This window comes from Lysobacter firmicutimachus (assembly GCF_037027445.1).
GTDB classification, from domain to species: domain Bacteria; phylum Pseudomonadota; class Gammaproteobacteria; order Xanthomonadales; family Xanthomonadaceae; genus Lysobacter; species Lysobacter firmicutimachus.
This window is the reverse complement of the sequence record NZ_JBANDL010000002.1, coordinates 3,825,709-3,842,879: the sequence shown is the minus strand read 5'-3', so window position 1 is coordinate 3,842,879 and position 17,171 is coordinate 3,825,709. Positions and strand designations below refer to the sequence as shown.

General features: G+C 71.5%; 17 protein-coding genes and 1 pseudogene. 7 read left to right on the top strand and 11 right to left on the bottom strand.

The genetic code is table 11. The annotated features are described in order from the left end of the window. Positions 1–43 precede the first annotated feature (43 nt). Entirely contained in the window at positions 44–3,628 is a 3,585-nt protein-coding gene (locus V2J18_RS16665) for a sensor histidine kinase (RefSeq protein ID WP_336132379.1), read from the top strand. Between the two features lie 52 nt (positions 3,629–3,680). Here V2J18_RS16665 and hemE read toward each other — a convergent pair whose 3' ends face one another. From hemE to V2J18_RS16650, 3 genes are all read right to left on the bottom strand, one after another. Continuing rightward, positions 3,681–4,787 (bottom strand): uroporphyrinogen decarboxylase, encoded by a 1,107-nt coding sequence (gene hemE / locus V2J18_RS16660; RefSeq protein WP_064749860.1) that lies wholly within the window; start codon positions 4,785–4,787, stop codon positions 3,681–3,683. A 137-nt stretch (positions 4,788–4,924) separates the two neighbouring features. Beyond that, positions 4,925–5,179 (bottom strand): WGR domain-containing protein, encoded by a 255-nt coding sequence (locus V2J18_RS16655; RefSeq protein ID WP_064749861.1) that lies wholly within the window; start codon positions 5,177–5,179, stop codon positions 4,925–4,927. 172 nt (positions 5,180–5,351) lie between these two features. Beyond that, positions 5,352–6,377 (bottom strand): GlxA family transcriptional regulator, encoded by a 1,026-nt coding sequence (locus tag V2J18_RS16650; RefSeq protein ID WP_336132378.1) that lies wholly within the window; start codon positions 6,375–6,377, stop codon positions 5,352–5,354. Between the two features lie 115 nt (positions 6,378–6,492). Between V2J18_RS16650 and V2J18_RS16645 the strand changes: the two genes are divergently transcribed. Then, positions 6,493–7,131 carry a cysteine hydrolase family protein gene (locus V2J18_RS16645; RefSeq protein WP_064749344.1) on the top strand — a complete coding sequence of 213 codons (639 nt, stop codon included), beginning with the start codon at positions 6,493–6,495 and terminating at the stop codon, positions 7,129–7,131. Between the two features lie 135 nt (positions 7,132–7,266). On the opposite strand, the gene V2J18_RS16640 is transcribed toward V2J18_RS16645, so the two are convergent. Then, positions 7,267–7,851, bottom strand: coding sequence for a hypothetical protein (locus V2J18_RS16640; RefSeq protein WP_064749343.1), 585 nt, complete (start codon positions 7,849–7,851; stop codon positions 7,267–7,269). 164 nt (positions 7,852–8,015) lie between these two features. Here V2J18_RS16640 and V2J18_RS16635 point away from each other — a divergent pair, with 164 nt between their 5' ends. Next, a complete protein-coding gene (locus V2J18_RS16635) occupies positions 8,016–8,690 on the top strand; it encodes a hypothetical protein (protein WP_336132377.1) in 675 nt (224 codons plus the stop codon). A 105-nt stretch (positions 8,691–8,795) separates the two neighbouring features. On the opposite strand, the gene aroB is transcribed toward V2J18_RS16635, so the two are convergent. Next, positions 8,796–9,899, bottom strand: coding sequence for a 3-dehydroquinate synthase (gene aroB / locus V2J18_RS16630; protein ID WP_064749341.1), 1,104 nt, complete (start codon positions 9,897–9,899; stop codon positions 8,796–8,798). Then, positions 9,896–10,468 carry a shikimate kinase gene (locus tag V2J18_RS16625; protein ID WP_064749340.1) on the bottom strand — a complete coding sequence of 191 codons (573 nt, stop codon included), beginning with the start codon at positions 10,466–10,468 and terminating at the stop codon, positions 9,896–9,898. The genes aroB and V2J18_RS16625 overlap by 4 nt, the downstream gene beginning before the upstream one ends. 114 nt (positions 10,469–10,582) lie before the next feature. Between V2J18_RS16625 and V2J18_RS16620 the strand changes: the two genes are divergently transcribed. After that, a complete protein-coding gene (locus tag V2J18_RS16620) occupies positions 10,583–10,786 on the top strand; it encodes a dodecin family protein (RefSeq protein ID WP_064749339.1) in 204 nt (67 codons plus the stop codon). Here V2J18_RS16620 and V2J18_RS16615 read toward each other — a convergent pair. Further along, positions 10,755–11,594: pseudogene (locus V2J18_RS16615) on the bottom strand (kinase); the annotation flags it as partial. The gene V2J18_RS16620 and the pseudogene V2J18_RS16615 sit on opposite strands and share 32 nt — an antisense overlap. Before the next feature lie 251 nt (positions 11,595–11,845). On the opposite strand from V2J18_RS16615, the gene pdxH reads away from it, so the two are divergent. The 3 genes from pdxH (at position 11,846) to V2J18_RS23165 (ending at position 13,515) form a co-directional block, all read left to right on the top strand. After that, positions 11,846–12,451, top strand: coding sequence for a pyridoxamine 5'-phosphate oxidase (gene pdxH / locus V2J18_RS16610; RefSeq protein WP_336132376.1), 606 nt, complete (start codon positions 11,846–11,848; stop codon positions 12,449–12,451). A gap of 14 nt (positions 12,452–12,465) precedes the next feature. Further along, positions 12,466–12,909 carry an aminoglycoside 6'-N-acetyltransferase gene (gene aac(6') / locus V2J18_RS16605; protein WP_425606116.1) on the top strand — a complete coding sequence of 148 codons (444 nt, stop codon included), beginning with the start codon at positions 12,466–12,468 and terminating at the stop codon, positions 12,907–12,909. Positions 12,910–13,266: 357 nt separating this feature from the next. Further along, positions 13,267–13,515: an RICIN domain-containing protein gene (locus V2J18_RS23165; RefSeq protein ID WP_425606115.1), complete on the top strand. Its 249-nt coding sequence runs from the start codon at positions 13,267–13,269 to the stop codon at positions 13,513–13,515. A gap of 313 nt (positions 13,516–13,828) precedes the next feature. Here the strand turns inward: V2J18_RS23165 and V2J18_RS16600 are convergent, their stop codons facing one another. The 4 genes from V2J18_RS16600 to V2J18_RS16585 form a co-directional block, all read right to left on the bottom strand. Beyond that, positions 13,829–14,623 carry a cobalamin-binding protein gene (locus V2J18_RS16600; RefSeq protein ID WP_336132374.1) on the bottom strand — a complete coding sequence of 265 codons (795 nt, stop codon included), beginning with the start codon at positions 14,621–14,623 and terminating at the stop codon, positions 13,829–13,831. Between the two features lie 254 nt (positions 14,624–14,877). Further along, positions 14,878–15,348, bottom strand: a complete 471-nt coding sequence (locus tag V2J18_RS16595; protein WP_336132373.1) for a DUF4426 domain-containing protein — start codon at positions 15,346–15,348, stop codon at positions 14,878–14,880. Then, positions 15,345–16,181, bottom strand: coding sequence for a pyrroline-5-carboxylate reductase (gene proC, locus V2J18_RS16590; protein ID WP_336132372.1), 837 nt, complete (start codon positions 16,179–16,181; stop codon positions 15,345–15,347). Before proC ends, V2J18_RS16595 begins: the two co-directional genes overlap by 4 nt. Positions 16,182–16,323: 142 nt before the next feature. Beyond that, on the bottom strand, positions 16,324–17,016 hold the full coding sequence (locus tag V2J18_RS16585; RefSeq protein ID WP_336132371.1) for a YggS family pyridoxal phosphate-dependent enzyme: 693 nt from the start codon (positions 17,014–17,016) through the stop codon (positions 16,324–16,326). Positions 17,017–17,171 lie beyond the last annotated feature (155 nt).

The window sequence follows — 17,171 nt, the reverse complement described above, 5'->3', positions numbered from 1 at the left end:
GACGATTCCCCGTCGCCGCGCGTTTCGCGGCGCGGGAGCGGCAATGCGGCGCACAATTCGACGGCTGTTCGCGCTGAGCGCCGCAGCGATGTGCCTGGCCGCCGCGACGGTCGCCGTGGCCGGCCTGCCCGAGACGCCGCGGCCGCGGCAACTCACCGTCGCCGACGGCCTGCCTTCCAACACCGTCAACCGGGTGGTCGAAGACCGCCACGGTTATCTGTGGATCGCCACCAGCGAGGGCCTGGCGCGCTACGACGGCCTCGGCTATCGGGTCTGGCGGCGCGAGCAGGGCTTGCGCGACAACTATCTGTGGACGGTGCACGTCGATGCCCGCAACCGGGTCTGGATGGGCACCAGCCAGGCCGGCCTGGCGATGCTCGACGCCGACCGCAAGACGTTCCGCTACTACAACCGCGGCAACACCCCGCAGATGGGCGACGACAATGTCTGGTCGATCGCCTCCACGCCCGACGGCGCGTTGTGGTTCGGCACCGCCCACGGCGGCCTGCACCGGCTCGGCCCGGACGGCAAGGTCGACCGCTTCCTGCCGCGCGAGGGCGACCCGCGCAGCCTGCCCAGCGAAGGCATCGCCAATCTGTCGGTGTCGCCGGACGGCACCTTGTGGATCAGCACCCTGGCCGGCGCGGCGCGCTGGACCGGGCACGATTTCGAGCGCGTGCCGGACAAGGCGCTGAGTTCGACCATCGTCAACGCGGTCACCTTCGAGGCCGACGGCACGGCCTGGTTCGGCAATCCGCATGGGGTCGGCGTGCGCCGGCCCGACGGCCGCTACGAGGCGCACCCGTGGGCGGCGGTCGCGCCGAATTTGAAAGTCGTCGACGTGCTGCGCCGCGACCGCTCCGGCCAGTATTGGTTCGACCTGCCGCAGGGACTGGGCATCGGCGGCGCCGATGGGATCGAAGTCGTGCCCTTGTTCAGCAGCACCAGCCAGGGCCTGGTGCGGCCGAGCTGGTCGCACGCCTACGAAGACCGCGAAGGCGGGTTGTGGTTCGCCAGCACCGGTCACGGGTTGTGGTACCTGCCGCCGAACTGGCGCCAGTTCTCGGTGCTGATGCGCCGGCTCGGCGACGACAGCAGCCTGTCCAATGCCGGCGTGCTCGGCATCGCGCCGGCGCGCGGCGGCGACATGTGGCTGGTCGGCACCGGCGGCGTGCTCGACCGGCTGGATCCGGAAACCGGTCGGGTGACCCACGTCGCCCGCGATTTCAGCGACGGCATCGGCCTGGACCGGGTGCTGGAAGACAGCCGCGGCATGGTCTGGGTCAGCAACTACGGCGGCCTGACCCGGATCGATCCGGCCAGCGGCGCGCGCCGCCACTGGGGCATGGACGACGGCCGCGATGCGGCGGTTTCCGGCACCGCCGAGGTGATCGAAAGCGACGGCGCGATCTGGGTGGTCGGCAGCGACGGCGACCTGCAGCGGCGCGATCCGCAGGGGCGGGTGTTGGAGGCGTTCGGGTTCGGCGAGCGCGGCCTGCCCAAGGACATGTCGCTGGAATACGCCGGCAAGGGCCCGGACGGTTCGCTGTGGCTGGCCGGCGCGCGCAGCCTGTGGCGCTGGCAGCCGGCGGCGCAGCGATTCGCGCCGGTGCCCGGCGCGCCGGCGCAGGCGGTGAACTCTTTCGCGTTCGGCAACGACGGCCGGGTGTGGCTGGGCGGCTTCGGCAATCTCGCTGCGTACCGCTGGGACGGGCTGCGCCTGCAGCCCGAGTTCGAACTCGGCGCGCGCGCCGGCCTGCCGATGAGCGAGGCCCAGGGCCTGACCGTGGACAGCGCCGGCCGGGTGTGGATGACCAGCACGCGCGGCCTGGTGCGGGTCGACCCGCAGACGCGTTCGGCGCGCGTCTACGGGGTCAAGGACGGCCTGCCCAGCCAGGAGTTCTCCGGCCGCCCGGTGCCGCGTCCGGCCGACGGCCGCATCCTGGTCGGCAGTCCGGAAGGACTGGTGCTGTTCGATCCGGCGGTGGTGCGTCCGGTGGAGCAGGCGCCGCCGCTGATCGTGGAAACCGTCGAAGTGCGGCGCGGCAACGAACGGCTGACCTTCGCCACCGATGCCGCCGGCCAGGTCGCCGCCGGCGGCGCGCAACCGATGCCCGCCATTCGCCTGGCCGACGGCGACCGCGATCTGCGCATCGTCGCCCGCCTGCTTTCGTTCAACAACGCGCCGAGCAATCGTTACCGTTTCCGCCTGGACGGGTACGACCCGGGTTGGGTCGACGGCGGCAGCAGCGGCGAGCGGATCTTTTCGCAATTGCCGCCGGGCGATTACCGGCTGCAGGTCAAGGCCAAGACCGCCGACAACGTGTGGTCGCCGGTGCAGACGGTGGAACTGCATGTCGATGCGCCGTGGTGGTGGAGCGGCTGGGCCTTGCTCGGTTTCGTCGCCCTGGCGCTGTTGCTGTTGGGTTGGGTGCTCGCCGCGCACCGGCGCCGTTTGCAGCGGCGCCTGGCCTGGCAGCGCGCCGAACACGAACGCGAAGTGGCCAAGCAGGCTTCGCTGGCCAAGACCCGCTTCCTGGCCACGCTCGGCCACGAGGTCCGCACGCCGATGACCGGCGTACTGGGCATGAGCGAGTTGCTGCTGGACACCCCGCTGGATCAGAAACAGCGCGAGTACACCCAGTCCATCCGGCGCGCGGGCGAACACCTGTTGCGCTTGGTCAACGACGCCCTGGACCTGGCCCGGATCGAATCGGGCAGGCTCGAGTTGGCCGACGAGGCTTTCGACCTGCGCGCCCTGGTCGCCGAAGCCGGCGATCTGATGGCGCCGCTGGCGCGGCAGCGCGGGCTGGAGTTTCTGGTCGAGGTCGACCCGGCGGTGCCGGCCGGTCTGCGCGGCGATTCCAGCCGCGTGTGCCAGATCCTGCTCAACCTGCTCGGCAACGCGATCAAGTTCACCGAGGTCGGCCGGGTCGGCCTGCGGGTCGAACCGCTGCGGCCGCAGGGCGTGCGCTTCGAAGTCGTCGATACCGGTCCCGGCCTCAACGAAGAACAGAAGGCGCGTCTGTTCCGCCGCTTCGAACAGGCCGAGGGGGCGCGTACCAGCGCACGCTACGGCGGCAGCGGCCTGGGCCTGGCGATCAGCCAGGAACTGGCGGCGGCGATGGACGGCCATATCCGCGTCGACAGCGAACCCGGCCGCGGCGCGCGCTTCGTGTTCGACCTGCCGCTGCCCGCCGCCGAAACGCCGGCGGCGCGGCCGCGCACGCCGGTCGCGGCCGCCGACGCGGCGGCCGGGCCGCGCGCCTTGCTGCTGGTCGAGGACGACGCCACCGTCGCCGAAGTCATCGCCGGGCTGCTGCGCGCGCAGGGGCATCGCGTGACCCATGTGCCCAACGGTCTGGCGGCGTTGGCCGAAGCGACGATCGCGCGCTTCGACATGGCCTTGCTCGATCTGGACCTGCCCGGCATCAACGGCCTGGATCTGGCCCGGCAGTTGCGCGCGCAGGGCTTCGTGCAACCGTTGGTGGCGGTGACCGCGCGCGCCGACGCGGAGGCCGAGCCGCAGGCGATCGCGGCCGGGTTCGACCGCTTCCTGCGCAAGCCGGTGACCGGGGCGATGCTGGCCGAGGCGATCGCCGAGCTGTGCGCGCCGCCGCGCGCCTGAGCGGCGGCGGCAGCGTCGTTCGAACCAGGCCGCGCGCTGCGCGGCCGCCGGCTCAGCGCGCGCTGAGCTCGTGCACCGCCGCGACCAGCGCGGCGACGTGATCGGGCGACATGTCCGGCGACAGGCCGTGGCCGAGGTTGAACACGTGGCCTTCGCGCGAGCCGCCGTTGCCGTCGCGGTAGGCGTCCAGGGCCAGGCCGACTTCGGCGCGGATCGCGTCCGGCGAAGCGTACAGGGTGACCGGATCGAGATTGCCCTGCACCGCGACCCGGCCGCCGATGCGGCGCGCGGCCTCGTCCAGGCCGACCGTCCAGTCGACTCCGACCGCCTCGGCGCCGCTGCCGGCCAAGTCTTCCAGATAGGGATCGTTGCCCTTGCCGAACAGGATCAGCGGCGTGCGCTGGTCGCCGTCGCCGCGCTCCAGCTCGGCCGCGATGCGCTGCATGTAGCGCAGCGAGAATTCGCGATACATGCGCGGCGACAGCACGCCGCCCCAGGTGTCGAACACCTGCAGCGCCTGCGCGCCGGCGGCGCGCTGGGCCTTGAGGTATTCGATCACCGCGTCGGTGACCACGCTCAGCAGCCGGTGCATCGCCGCCGGTTCGTTGAGCGCCAGTGACTTGATCCGCGAATAGTTGTCGCTGCCGCCGCCTTCGACCATGTAGCAGGCGATGGTCCAGGGGCTGCCGGAGAAACCGATCAGCGGCACCGAGCCGTTCAATTCGCGGCGGATGGTGCGCACCGCGTCCATCACGTAGCGCAGCTCGGTTTCCATGTCCGGCACGGCCAGGCGCTCGATGTCGGCGGCGCTGCGGATCGGGCGTTCGAACTTCGGGCCCTCGCCGTCGGCGAAATACAGGCCCAGGCCCATCGCGTCGGGCACGGTGAGAATGTCGGAGAACAGGATCGCCGCGTCGAGCGGGAAGCGGCGCAGCGGCTGCAGGGTGACTTCGCAGGCCAGTTCCGGGTTCTTGGCCAGGTTGAGGAAGCTGCCGGCCTGGGCGCGCGTGGCGCGGTACTCGGGCAGGTAGCGGCCGGCCTGGCGCATCAGCCACACCGGGGTGCGGTCCACGGGTTGGCGGCGCAGCGCGCGCAGGAAGCGGTCGTTGGCGAGGCCGGGCAGGGACGAAGGGGAAGCGAGCGGGCTGGGCTGGGACATGGGGGCGTCGTGGCGAGGAGGTGCGGTTTAAGGAAAGAGGCGAAGTGTGCGGCGCCGGCGCGCGGCCGCGCTGCGTCGGTTTGTCGCGGCGTCGCGCGGCGTCGCGCGCGCAGCGCCGGGCGAGGCCGGCCGGCGCATCATCGCGGCGCTTCGGCGCCCTGGGTGAACATCAGCTGGAAGCCGCGCTTGAGCTGCTGGTCGCGCGCTTGCTCCAGCGCGGCGAAGGCGGCGTCGCGATCGAGGAATTGCTCGCGCCGGACCGTGCTGCGGCCGCCGATCTGGCCGGTCTCGCGGACCAGGGTCCAGCCGCCGAGCAGATCCGGCTCGAGCATCAGTTGCACGAAGCGGGGGGCTTCGCGGCCGTCCGGGCGTTGTTGGAGGAGTAGGCGCACCGGGCGATTGTAGCGGCCGCGCGGTGCGGGGCGAGGAGCGGATGCGGGGGAAGCGGGAACGAGTCCCGGTTCCGGCCGCGCCTTGGCCGAGGTCACGACTGGGGAGGGTCGCCCCCGGTGGTCGCCAGCCCGCGCTTCCCGCGCCCCGTTGCGGTCGGCGGCCGATGCCGGCCTAGCCCCGGAAGCCCCGCCGGTACGCCGACGGCGAGGTGCCCAGCTGGCCGGCGAAATGCTGGCGCAGCGAGACCGCACTGCCGAAGCCGGTTTGCGCGGCGATCGCGTCCAGGCCCAGTTCGGTGGTCTCAAGCAGGCGCTGGGCGCGGGCCAGGCGCTGCCCGGCCAGCCACTGGCCGACGGTGGTGCCGGTGCTGTCGCGGAAACGGCGGGTGAAGGTGCGCCGGCTCATCAGTGCGCGCTCGGCCAGCGCGTCCAGGCTCAGCGGCCGGTCCAGGTGGGCCAGGGCCCAGTCCAGCACGCCGGCCAGCCGATCGTCCTGCGGCGAGGCCGGCAGGGGATGCTCGATGTATTGGGCCTGGCCGCCCTGGCGGTGCGGCGCCAGCACCAGCCGGCGGGCGACCCGGTTGGCGGCTTCGGCGCCGTGGACGCGGCGCAGCAGGTGCAGGCAGCAGTCCAGCGCCGCGGCGGTGCCGGCCGAAGTGGTGATGCGGCCGTCGTCGACGTAGAGCACGTCGGGTTGCAGGGCTACGCGCGGGAAGCGGGCGGCGAAGTGCTCGCTCCAGTGCCAGTGGGTGGTGGCGCGGCGGCCGTCGAGCAGGCCGGCCGCGGCGACCACGTAGGCGCCCAGGCACAGGCCGACGATCCGCGCGCCGCGCCCGTGCGCGCGCCGCAACGCCTTCAGCAGCGCCGGCGGCGGGGCTTCGTCGGCGTCGCGCCAGGACGGGACGATCACCGTATCGGCCCAGTCCAGGCTCTTGAGGCCATGGCGGGTACCGATGTCGAAACCGGCCCGGCTGCGCAGCGGACCGGGCTCGGCCGCGCACACGCGCAGCTCGAAATCCGGCAGTCCGGGCCGGTCGCGCGGTTCGAACACCAGGCAGGGCACCGACAGGTGGAACGGGCTGACGTCTTCGAAGGCGATCACGGCGATGCGGGCCAGCGGATCGGAGATGGCCGGCGTCGTGCCGCCGAGGGACGGGCGGGCCGGGACGGGCCGGGCGGAAACGCGGGCGGCGGTCATGGCCCGATTCTATCGAATATTGGCAATCGGGCCACTCACGCCGAAGGCCGGGCGAGCCGAGAATGAGCGCCACTCGCTTCCACCGCTTCGAACCCACTCATTCAAGGAGCCGGACATGAACCACGAAACCCGCCAGCGCGCCCTGGTCGTCATCGATGTCCAGAACGATTACTTCGCCGACGGCCTGCCCATCGAGTACCCGTCGGTCGCGCGCACCCTGCCCAATATCGGCCGCGCCATGGACGCCGCCCGCGCCGCCGGGGTGCCGGTGGTGGTGGTGCAGAACACCGCGCCCGCCGGTACGCCGGTGTTCGACAAGGGCACCCCAGGGTGGGAGCTCAACGAAGTCGTCGCCGGCCGTCCGCGCGACCACTACATCGAGAAGGAACTGCCGAGCGTGTTCGCCGGCACCGATTTCCACTCCTGGCTGCAGGCGCGCGGCATCGACACGATCAGCGTGATCGGCTACATGACTCATAACTGCGACGCGTCGACCGTGTTCGAGGCCGCGCACCTGGGCTACCACGTCGAGTTCCTGCACGACGCCAGCGGTTCGCTGTCGTACGAAAACAGCGCCGGGCACGCCAGCGCCGAGGAGATCCACCGGGTGTTCAGCGTGGTGTTCCAGAGCCGCTTCGCCGCGGTGACCGGCACCGACGAGTGGATCGACGCGGTCCGGCACGGCCGCAGCCTGCCGATCGACAATCCGCACGCGTCCAACCAACGCGCCCGCGCCCGCCGGCAGGCGGCCTGAGCGCAGCGCCGTCCCGCGCGCCGGAACCGCGCGCAGAGTTGCGAGCCCGGACTGCGCGCTTGGACTGCGCGCTCGAATTGCAAGTCCGGCCCGACCAGCGCAGCCCCGCTCCGGCGGGGCTGCGTCGCATCCGGCTCAGAACGCCGGCGGATTCTTCAGTTTCACGTCCTGCACCCAGGTGCCGAAGCCGTTGCTCAGGTGCACGACCTCGCCGAGCAGCTGGCCGCCGATCGCTTCGGCGTTCACGAACACGCAGCCGTTGTTGTACTCGGCGATCGAATACTCCGAACGGCCCTGGACCACGGTGCGGGTGGCGTTCACGTACTGCAGGCCGGTGAGGACAATGTTCCACTGCCGGCCGTCGGCGCTCAGGGTCGCCGCGGCCGAGCCGCTGGCGACGCCGCCGTTGACGTAGGTCAGCACCGCGCGGCTGATCGCGTCGGTCAGCGCCGACCAGGTGACGTTGAAGATCACCGTGCTGGTGTGGGCGTTGGGATAGTTGCCGAAGCGTTCGTAAGCGGTCTGCGCGGCCACCTCGGGGATGTCGGTCGGGTCGTAGTGCTTGTCGAGGAATTCGAATTGGTTGGGCATGGGCGGCTCCTGGGACTTGGCGGCGGGCAGCGTGGTGGCGGTAGGGGCGGCGCCTGGACGCGGCGTCGAGGGCGACGGGCGCGACAGGCCGAGCAGCAACAGCAGCAGTTCGAGCGTGTTGAGGGCCATGCGGAGCCGGTTCTGTGCGCGAGTACAAGGCAGAGAACGCGAGGACGCGCCGCGCGTGAAGCCGGTTCACATCGGCGCCCGCGCAGCGTTGTTGTCGGCGACGGGGCGATGTCCTTCAAGGGGAAGGGCGCGCCGCCATCGCCACACCGACCAGGAGCCGGTCCATGCCGCAACTCACCGATGGCCAACTGCAAGGGCTCGCCAGCGCCAACCTAGGCGCCGGCACCGAACTCAACCCGGCCTGGCCCGATCCCTATCCCGACGCGCCGTGCTGGGGCTTCGCCCTGTTCGGCGGTCCCGGCGGCCATGCCGACAACACGCCGCCCTCGATCTACGACCAGGCCTGGGTCTACGACGCCGAAGAGGAAGAGTTCGTGTACAACCCCGGCTTCGTCGAGTGGGTGCGCAACACCTTCGACAACCCGGACGCCACCGCCCAGGCGCAGGTAGTGGCCGACAACGCCGTCACCGCCGCGAACGACGCCGCGCCCGGCAACGCGGCGGCCAGGCAGGCGATCACCGGTGCGTTGGCGAGGCTGTGCATGATCCTCAGCGGCTTGGCCCTGTCGGCCAACAACGGCACCACGCCGACGCGGTATTCCATCGTCATGGCCTCCGACGGCTATCGCACCTGGGAGCATTGGGCGCTGGGCCTGGCCAACAACGTCGGCGCGCCGGGCAACCCGCCGTTTCAGTATGCGCAGCGCTATCCCGAGCAGCCGGTCAAGACGCGGACCCCGAATGCCTGGGGCGACCACGCCATTCTGACCACGGTCTTCATCACCGGCCTGCTGGAGGGCCACATCGACTACTTGCGCCACGCCACCGGCTGGCCCTGAGCCGGCGCGAGGGGAAGCGGCGGGTGCGGCAGCCGCAGGGCCGCACCCGCCGCGGCAATCGCCGATCGGCCGTGACCGATCCTGGGCGGTCCGCCGTCGCAGCGCTCAGGCGACCAGCGTCGCCAGCACCGCGTCGTCGCCGATGCCGGACACGATCCGCGCCGCGCCGGCCTTGTCCCACAGGATGAAGCGCAGGCCCGCCGCATCGGCCTTCTTGTCCAGGCGCATGCGGGCCAACAGCGCCTGCGGGTCCAGCCCGGGCGGGATCGCGGTCGGCAGGCCGAAGCGTTCGAGCAGGCGCTGCAGACGTTCGGCGTCCGCAGCCGGCGCGCGGCCGAGCGCGCTCGACAGGCGCGCCGCCAGCACCATGCCGACCGCGACCGCCTCGCCGTGGTTGAGGCCGTCCCCGGTGGTGCCGGCATAGCCCTGTTCGGTCTCGATCGCATGGCCGAAGGTGTGGCCGAAATTGAGCATGGCGCGGTCGCCGCGCTCGAACGGGTCGCGCGCCACCACTTCGGCCTTGTAGCGGCAGCTGCGCGCGATCGCCTCGGCCAGGGCGTCGTCGTTGCGGGCGAGCAGCGCCTCGGCGTGCGCTTCCAGCCAGTCGAGGAAGGTCGCATCGAAGATCGCGCCGTACTTGACCACCTCGGCCAGGCCGGCGCGCAGCTCGCGGTCGGGCAGGCTGCGCAGCGCGGCGGTGTCGGCGATCACCGCGCGCGGCGGATGGAAGGCGCCGACCAGGTTCTTGCCGCTGGGCAGGTCGACCGCGGTCTTGCCGCCGACCGAGGAATCGACCATCGCCAGCAAGGTGGTCGGCACCTGCACGCAGTCGATTCCGCGCATCCAGCAGGCCGAGGCGAAACCGGCGAGGTCGCCGACCACGCCGCCGCCCAGCGCGATCACGCAGGCGTCGCGGGTGGCGCCGAGCGCGGCCAGCGCGTCCAGGCACTGGCCGAAGCGCGCCAGGGTCTTTTCGTGTTCGCCGGGCGGGATCACGAACCGGCCCACCGACAGGTCGGGGCGGGCCGCGTGCAGGCTGGCTTCGACCCGTTGCAGATACAGCGGAGCGACGTTGCCGTCGCTGACGATCAGGGCATGGCGGCCGCGCAGCGCGCGGCTCAGGCGCGCGCCGTCGTCGAGCAGGCCGGGGCCGATCTCGATGGCATAGGCGGCGTCGCCGCCGACTTCGACCTTGCGGATGGCGTTCATGCATCGGCTCCGGAAACGGGGGAGGAAGAGGGCGCGCCGGCAGGGCGCCGCCAATGCCGGTCCAGCGCCGCGGCCAGCCCGGCCGCGGCTTCGGCCGAACCCAGCGAACCGGTGTCGTAGCGCAGGTCGGCGACTTCGGCGTACAGCGGCGCACGCCGTTGCGCCAACTCGCGCAGCACCTGCTCGCGATCGCCGCGCGCCAGCAACGGCCGGCTGCGGTCTTGCGCCAGGCGTTCGAGCTGTTGTTCCACCGTGACCAGCAGTTGGACCACGAAGCCGCGTTCGCGCAGCAGACGGCGGTTGTCCTCGGCCAGCACCGCGCCGCCGCCGGTGGCCAGCAACAAACCGTCGTCCCGCAGCAGTTCGGCCAGCACGGCGCTCTCGCGGGCGCGGAAGCCGGCTTCGCCTTCCAATTCGAAAAGGGTCGCCACGCTGGTGCCGGCGCGCAGCTCGATCTCGCGATCGGCATCGACCAGGCGCAGGCCGAAACGTTCGGCCAGGCGCCGGCCGATGCAGGTTTTGCCTGCGCCCATCGGGCCGACCAGGATCAGATTGCTAGCGGGGTTCATGACGTGATTGTAGGACAGCCGGGGCGGGGCGCTTGCGCGCTTTTCACGACCGCGGGCCTAGGCTCGGAAATCCGGCGCCGCACGGTGCCGGCCCACCCTTCAGGAGACACGGTCATGGCGGTCGCCAAAGTCATCGAACTCAACAGCTCTTCCAAGAACGGCATCGAAGATGCGGTCAAGACCGGCCTGGCTAAGTGTGCCGAGTCGGTGAAGAACATCCAGGGCGCCTGGATCAACGACATCAAGGTGGTGACCGATGCCTCCGGCAACGTCACCGAGTGGCGGGTCAATCTGAAGGTGACCTTCGTCGTGGTGTGAATCCGGGCCCGGACGACGGCGCGGGCCCGGCCAAAGGCCGCCGCGCCGCGTCCAGGCGCACGCAGCGCTCGGCCAGATCGGGCAGGCGCGCCAGCGCTTGCCGGCTGACCCGCTCGAACAGGCTCACGAAACGTTCGACCTGGGCCTGGCTCATCGCCCGCCGTTGCGGGCGCCGGCGCTGCATCGCCTGTTCCTGCTGCCAGCGCCACTGCGCGACCACCTCGAAACCCGGCGGTTGCAGGAACAGCATCCGGTCCAGGCGCGCCCACAGCGAGGGATAGTCCCCGGCGAGGGCGCGATTGCAGTAGTCGCGCCAGACCCCGTGCGGGTCCTCGTCGCGTTCCAGCGCATTGACCGGCTGCGCGAGCGCCGCGGCGTCCTGGGGCGGGGTCTTGAGAAACCAGCCTTCGAACAGGACCAGGTCGGCCGCTGTGGCCTGCTGCGCCCAGCGCGACGGCGGCAGGCGCGTGTCGCGCAGTTTGTCGAAGCGCGGCCAGCGCACCGGCGCGCCGTCGCGCAGCCTGTCCAGCACCGAACAGGCCAGGGCGACGTCGTGGGTGCCCGGCGGGCCGCGCGTGGCCAGCAACGGGTGGACCTGGCGCCCCAGGCGCAAGCGTTCGCGCCGGCCTAAATAGAAATCGTCGATCGACAGCACGGCGCAGCGCAGCCCGCGCTGCTGCGCGAGTGCGGCGATCTGCGCCGCCAGGGTCGACTTGCCGCTGCCTTGCAGGCCGCAGACGGCGTAGACGCGGGCTCGAGCGGCGAGCGCTTCGTCGAGCGCGGCGGCGACGAAGTCGTGGTCGAAGCCGGGTGGTTTCGAAGCGGGCCGATTCGATCGGGGCCGATCCGGACGGGCCCGGCTCGATCCGGGGCGTTCTGCGCCTGTGCGATCTGCGTCGACACGATCCGGGGCGGCACTTGCCGATGCGGCATCGATCGAGTCTGCACCGGCCGGAGCGGTCCGCGCCAGACCGCCGGCCCGAGCGCTTGCGGCCGACAGCGGTGGACCGATTGACCCAGGCGGGTGCAGGCGCGGCGACATGGGCTCACAATAGCGCAATGAGCCAGACCGACGCCCTGCTGACCGAAGCCCTCGCCAGCTTCGATGCGCTGTTCGCCGAGGCGCACGCCGCCGGCGAGCCCGATCCGACCGCGATGACCGTCGCCACCGCCACGCTCGACGCCCGCCCCTCGGCGCGCACGGTGCTGCTGAAGGCGCACGACGAGCGCGGCTTCGTGTTCTACACCCACCTCGACGGCCGCAAAGGCCGCGAACTGCAGGCCAACCCGCATGCGGCGCTGCTGTTCCACTGGCCGCGCGTGCGCCACGGCGTGCAGGTGCGGATCGAGGGCCCGGTGGAGATCGTCGCCGACGCCGAGGCCGACGCCTACTTCGCCAGCCGTCCGCGCGGCAGCCAGCTCGGCGCGTGGGCGTCGAAGCAGTCGGAAACCTTGCCGGACCGCGACACCTTCGAACAACGCCTGGCTCAGGCCGAGGCGCAATTCGAAGGCCGCGACGTGGCGCGGCCGCCGCGCTGGACCGGGCTGCGGGTGCGGCCGGAGCGAATCGAATTCTGGTACGGCGCCGACTTCCGTCTGCACGAGCGCTGGTACTACGAAGCCGACCGCGCCGGCGGCTGGAGCAAGCGGATGCTGTATCCGTGAGCGCCCCGCGGCGGGTGCGCGCCGCGACCGCGGCCGACACCGCCGCCTGGTCGCGACTGCGTCACGCGCTGTGGCCGCAGGCCACGGCGCAACAACATGCCGCCGAACTTCCCGAGTTGTTGGCGCAGCCGCAGCGCCTGGCCGCGTTCCTGATCGAGGACGAAGACGGGCGCGTGCAGGGCTTCGCCGAGGCCAGCCTGCGCAGCGATTACGTCAACGGTACCGAGACCTCGCCGGTCGGCTTTCTCGAAGGTTGGTACGTGGCGCCGCAGCAGCGCGGCCGGGGTTACGGCCGGGCCCTGATCGAGGCGGTCGAAGCCTGGACCCGCGAACGGGGGTGCAGCGAATTGGCCTCCGACGCCGAACTCGACCGCCGCGACAGCCATGCCGCCCACGCCGCCTGCGGTTTCGCCGAAACCGAGCGGGTGGTGTATTTCCGCAAGCGCCTGGTGGACTGAGCCCGCGTCTCCGGTTTTTTGTCGCCGCGGCATGAACCGCGACCAAGAGCGCGCAAAGCCGGCAATAACGGCGCCATCGATCGACCCTGCGTCCTGGGCGGAGGCGCTGCTGGCGGCGCTGCCGGTGCTCGGAAACGATGTGACTACCAGCACGGCCGAGACCGAGTGGATCGTGGGCAACCCGGCGATCATCGCGATCGGCCAGGATTCGCTGGGAGTCGCGGCGACGCGGATCGCGAATGCTTCCGGCCTCGAGGTCCTGACGTGGCCCTTGGCGAACGGCGATCGCGCCGTCGCCTTGCTCAGTACCGGCGCCAGTAGGGCGACGATTTCGACGACGCTTACGAAAACGGAGCGCTGGCCACGTTCGGCGGCCTCAAGTGCGTTCGTCCTCGCGCCGGCTCGCTCGCGCGCGGGACCGTGCTTGAAGTCGGCCCGTGCACGGGCGGCACCGAGCAAGCCTTCGCGCGAACCCCGACCGGCGCCCTGCGCCATACCGCCTCGGGCATGTGCGTCGACGTGAAGGATGCTCGTACCTCATCGGGTACCGGCATCATTCTGTGGGACTGCCACGGCGCAACCAATCAGCAGTGGCTGCGTAGATAGATCGCTGCGACCAGCGCGGACCGGCCGCGATTTCGTCCGCAAGCCGCCGAGCCGCGAAGGGTTGCAGTTCCCGTACGCCGTGGTTGCTGTATCAGCGACCGAAAGCCGGGGCGTGCGCGTCACGCCCCGACGAGCGCGCCTCCCTTTGCGCCGGCAAGACGCGCGAGAGAAGGCCACGGAGGCACAGCCATGCCGCCGAATCGCCGCTGGCGAATGATGCGGGCATGGACGGGCAGTCGTGCGGCCGTGTTCGCCTCGTGCTCGCGATGGCGGCGGGTTCCGCTGTCGCAGGGAGCGGGGCCGCCGTTCGGTTTCAGCCGTGGCGCTCGGCCCAGCCGTGGATCAGCGCGACCAGGGCTTCCAGGCCCGCGCTCAAGGCCGCGGGGCCGGGTTGCAGAATGATCGGTGACTTGATCTCGTGCAGCTCGCCGTCGCGCACGGCCGGTATCCGCTCCCAGCCCGAGCGCGCCGCGACTTGCTCGGGGCGGAATTTTTTGCCGCACCAACTGCCGAGGATCAGATCCGGCGCTCGCCGTACGACCTCGAGCGGGTCGGCGAGGATGCGGTCGCGCGCCAGCGGCATCGCCGCATGCTCGGGGAACACGTCGTCGCCGCCGGCGATGGCGATCAGCTCCGAGACCCAGCGGATGCCGGTGATCTGCGGGGTGTCCCATTCCTCGAAATACACCCCGGGCCGGCGCGCCAGCGTCTGCGCGCGCTCGCGCGCGGCGGCGATGCCGCGCTCGTAGCCGGACGCCAGCGCGTCGGCGCGATCGCCGGCGCCGACCAGCGCGCCGAGGCGGCGGATGTAATCGAGGACGCCGTCGACGCTGCGGTGATTGCTGATCCACACCTCGACCCCGTGCTTGATCAGCTCGGCGGCGATTTCGGCCTGAATGTCGGAAAAGCCGATCACGAAATCCGGACGCAGCTTGAGGATCTCGCCGATCTTGGCGCTGGTGAAAGCGCTGACCTTGGGCTTGTGCTTGCGCGCCTCGGGCGGACGCACGGTGAAGCCGCTGATGCCGACGATGCGGTCCTGCTCGCCCAGCAGATACAGGGTCTCGGTCGGTTCTTCGGTCAGGCAGACGATGCGTTGCGGGCCCATGGGCGGTCCGATGGCGGTGCGTGGCCCATTATCCGGCAATTCGCAGGGGCGCCGCTTCGCCCGGGTAGGAGCGGCGTGAGCCGCGACCCTCGAAGCGGCGTGTACGAGCGTTTTGCCCAAGGGCCGGGCTCGGGCTATGGGCGGCCGGGCGGTCCCGCGGGCCTGGACTGCGGCCAGCGCTCTTCGATCGTCGATCCCGCGGCCGCGGCTTATGCCGCTCCTGCGCTGCGGTGCCGCCGCGCGAATCCTCGAATTCAGAAAAAATCGCGATGGAACCGCAGCACCTGTCGCCGCCCGTCGGCGCGTATCGCGATCACTTCGAAGCGCAGGGTCTCCGGCGGCGAAATGGCCGCCACGCCGATGTAGTCCAGCAATTCGCCGTCGCGCATCTCGCGCATGGGCAGGCGTTGCTCGCGGCCGAGCAGGTCGCTGGCGACGACGGTGATCCGCGCCGGCAACGACACCGAGGTGGCGTCGTCGCCCTGGCGCAGCGACACCACCACCAGCACGGTGCGTTCGTCGTGGGGCGCGCCGTAGCGTTGCGCGATCGCCGGCGACAACCGCCGGGTCTGGATCGCGCTGGCGCGCAGGGCGATGTCGCCGTCGCGCGCCACCTCGTCGGCGCGGGCAGCGTTCGCGTCCGGCGCCGTGCGCGAAGACGGCTCGCGGCCGCAGCCGGCCAGCAACACCAGCGCCAATGCCAATGCGCCGGCGCTGCGCTTCATTCGTTCGCCGCCGACAACTGCCGGCCGCGTTCGGTCGCGGCGGCGATCGCCCGGTCGACCAAGCCGCGGAAACCGCCGGCCTCGAACGTTTCGATCGCGGCCTGGGTGGTCCCGCCGGGCGAGGTCACTCGAGCGCGCAGCACCTCGGCGGATTCGTCGCTGCGGATCAGCATGGTGGCCGCGCCGAGCAGGGTCTGCCCGACCAGGGCGCGCGCGGCCTCGGCACTGAGGCCCTGTGCCTGACCGGCCTGCTGCATCGCCTCGGCGAGCAGGAACACATAGGCCGGACCGCTGCCCGACACCGCCGTAACCGCATCCATCTGCGCCTCGTCGGCGATGCGCACGGTCGGGCCGACCGCCTGCAGCAGATCGTCCGCCTGGTCCAGGCGCGCGACCGCGGCGGCGTTGGCGTACAGGCCGGTGATGCCGGCGCCGAGCAGCGCCGGCGTATTGGGCATGGCGCGCACCACCGCGACCCCGCCGCCGAGCCAGCGGTCGAGTTGGCCGGCGGTGATGCCGGCGGCGATCGACACCGCCAGCGGCGCCTGTGCGCCGGCCAGTGCGGCCAGGCCGGCGCAGACCTCGCGCATCACCTGCGGCTTGACCGCGAGCAGCCAGACCGCCGCGCCGTCGGCCGCGGCCTCGGCGCGTTCGTGGACGTGGACGCCGAAATCGCGCTGCAAGGCCTCGCGCAGTGCAGCGACCGGCTCGGCGACGCGGATCCGGTCGGCCGGGACGCCGCGGGCGACCAGGCCGCCGATCAGGCTGCGCGCCATGTTGCCGCCGCCGATGAAGGCGACCGGGCCGGGGAGGGGGGAAGACGGGTGGGTCATGAGCGAACCGTGCGGGAAACCGCCGGCAGGATAGCAACCGCGGGCACCCGCCGCGCGGGCCCGAAAACGCGTTCGTGCCGGCTCCGGGCAGGTTGCATTTGCGCAACGAAACCGGCCGTGGCGGCCGCGGCCGGGAGCCGGCTCAGGCCGGCCGCGGCCGCGCGCCGAACAGGGCCGTGCCGATCCGCACCAGGGTCGCGCCCTCGGCGATGGCGACCGCGAAGTCGTCGCTCATGCCCATCGACAGCGTGTCGATGTCGCGGTGAGCGCGGGTGAGCGAATCGAACAGCGCCTTGCTGCGGCGGAACGCCGGACGCCGCTGTTCCGGATCCGGATGCGGGGTCGGGATCACCATCAGCCCGCGCAAGCGCAGCGCCGGTTGCGCCGCGATCGCTTCCGCCAGCGCCGGCACGTCGTCCGGCCGACAGCCGTGTTTGCTGGCTTCGTCGTCGATATTGACCTGGATCAGCACGCTAAGGGGCGCCTGTTCGACACTGCGATGGCGCGCCAGCGCGGCCACCAGCTTGGGGCGGTCCACCGTATGCACCCAGTCGAAATGCGCGGCGGCGTCGGCGGCCTTGTTCGACTGCAGGTGCCCGATCAGGTGCCACTCCAGGCGCAGGTCGGGGGCGCTGGCGGCCAGGGCCGCTTGCTTGGCCAGGGCTTCCTGGACGTAGTTCTCGCCGAACGCGACCTGTCCCTGCCGGGCCAGATTCGCGACCGCCGTCTCACCCTGGGTCTTACTGACCGCAAGCAATCGAGGTACCGGCCGGCCGGCGTCATGCGCCGCTCGCGCCAACTGTTGCAAGATGTCGTGCAGTACGTGCTCGTGCACGTGGGGTTCCTGTTTCGAAAGGGCTGGATCGATGACGCCGTTGGAGGGCTATACTGCCTCTCAGGGGTGGTCCGGTTCCAGCTCGAAGTTGCAATCGGGCCCCTGGGGCTGGCTTTTCACCGATCCGCCAAACGGGTCGCTGCAGTGCGGGGAGC

What these genes read in the sequence shown, in the direction of transcription:
- V2J18_RS16665 (WP_336132379.1), top strand. Translation starts at nt 44, where the DNA reads ATGCGGCGCACAATTCGACGGCTGTTCGCGCTGAGCGCCGCAGCGATG.
- hemE (WP_064749860.1), bottom strand. Translation starts at nt 4,787, where the DNA reads ATGTCCCAGCCCAGCCCGCTCGCTTCCCCTTCGTCCCTGCCCGGCCTC.
- V2J18_RS16650 (WP_336132378.1), bottom strand. Translation starts at nt 6,377, where the DNA reads ATGACCGCCGCCCGCGTTTCCGCCCGGCCCGTCCCGGCCCGCCCGTCC.
- V2J18_RS16645 (WP_064749344.1), top strand. Translation starts at nt 6,493, where the DNA reads ATGAACCACGAAACCCGCCAGCGCGCCCTGGTCGTCATCGATGTCCAG.
- V2J18_RS16640 (WP_064749343.1), bottom strand. Translation starts at nt 7,851, where the DNA reads ATGGCCCTCAACACGCTCGAACTGCTGCTGTTGCTGCTCGGCCTGTCG.
- V2J18_RS16635 (WP_336132377.1), top strand. Translation starts at nt 8,016, where the DNA reads ATGCCGCAACTCACCGATGGCCAACTGCAAGGGCTCGCCAGCGCCAAC.
- aroB (WP_064749341.1), bottom strand. Translation starts at nt 9,899, where the DNA reads ATGAACGCCATCCGCAAGGTCGAAGTCGGCGGCGACGCCGCCTATGCC.
- V2J18_RS16625 (WP_064749340.1), bottom strand. Translation starts at nt 10,468, where the DNA reads ATGAACCCCGCTAGCAATCTGATCCTGGTCGGCCCGATGGGCGCAGGC.
- V2J18_RS16620 (WP_064749339.1), top strand. Translation starts at nt 10,583, where the DNA reads ATGGCGGTCGCCAAAGTCATCGAACTCAACAGCTCTTCCAAGAACGGC.
- pdxH (WP_336132376.1), top strand. Translation starts at nt 11,846, where the DNA reads ATGAGCCAGACCGACGCCCTGCTGACCGAAGCCCTCGCCAGCTTCGAT.
- V2J18_RS16600 (WP_336132374.1), bottom strand. Translation starts at nt 14,623, where the DNA reads ATGGGCCCGCAACGCATCGTCTGCCTGACCGAAGAACCGACCGAGACC.
- V2J18_RS16595 (WP_336132373.1), bottom strand. Translation starts at nt 15,348, where the DNA reads ATGAAGCGCAGCGCCGGCGCATTGGCATTGGCGCTGGTGTTGCTGGCC.
- proC (WP_336132372.1), bottom strand. Translation starts at nt 16,181, where the DNA reads ATGACCCACCCGTCTTCCCCCCTCCCCGGCCCGGTCGCCTTCATCGGC.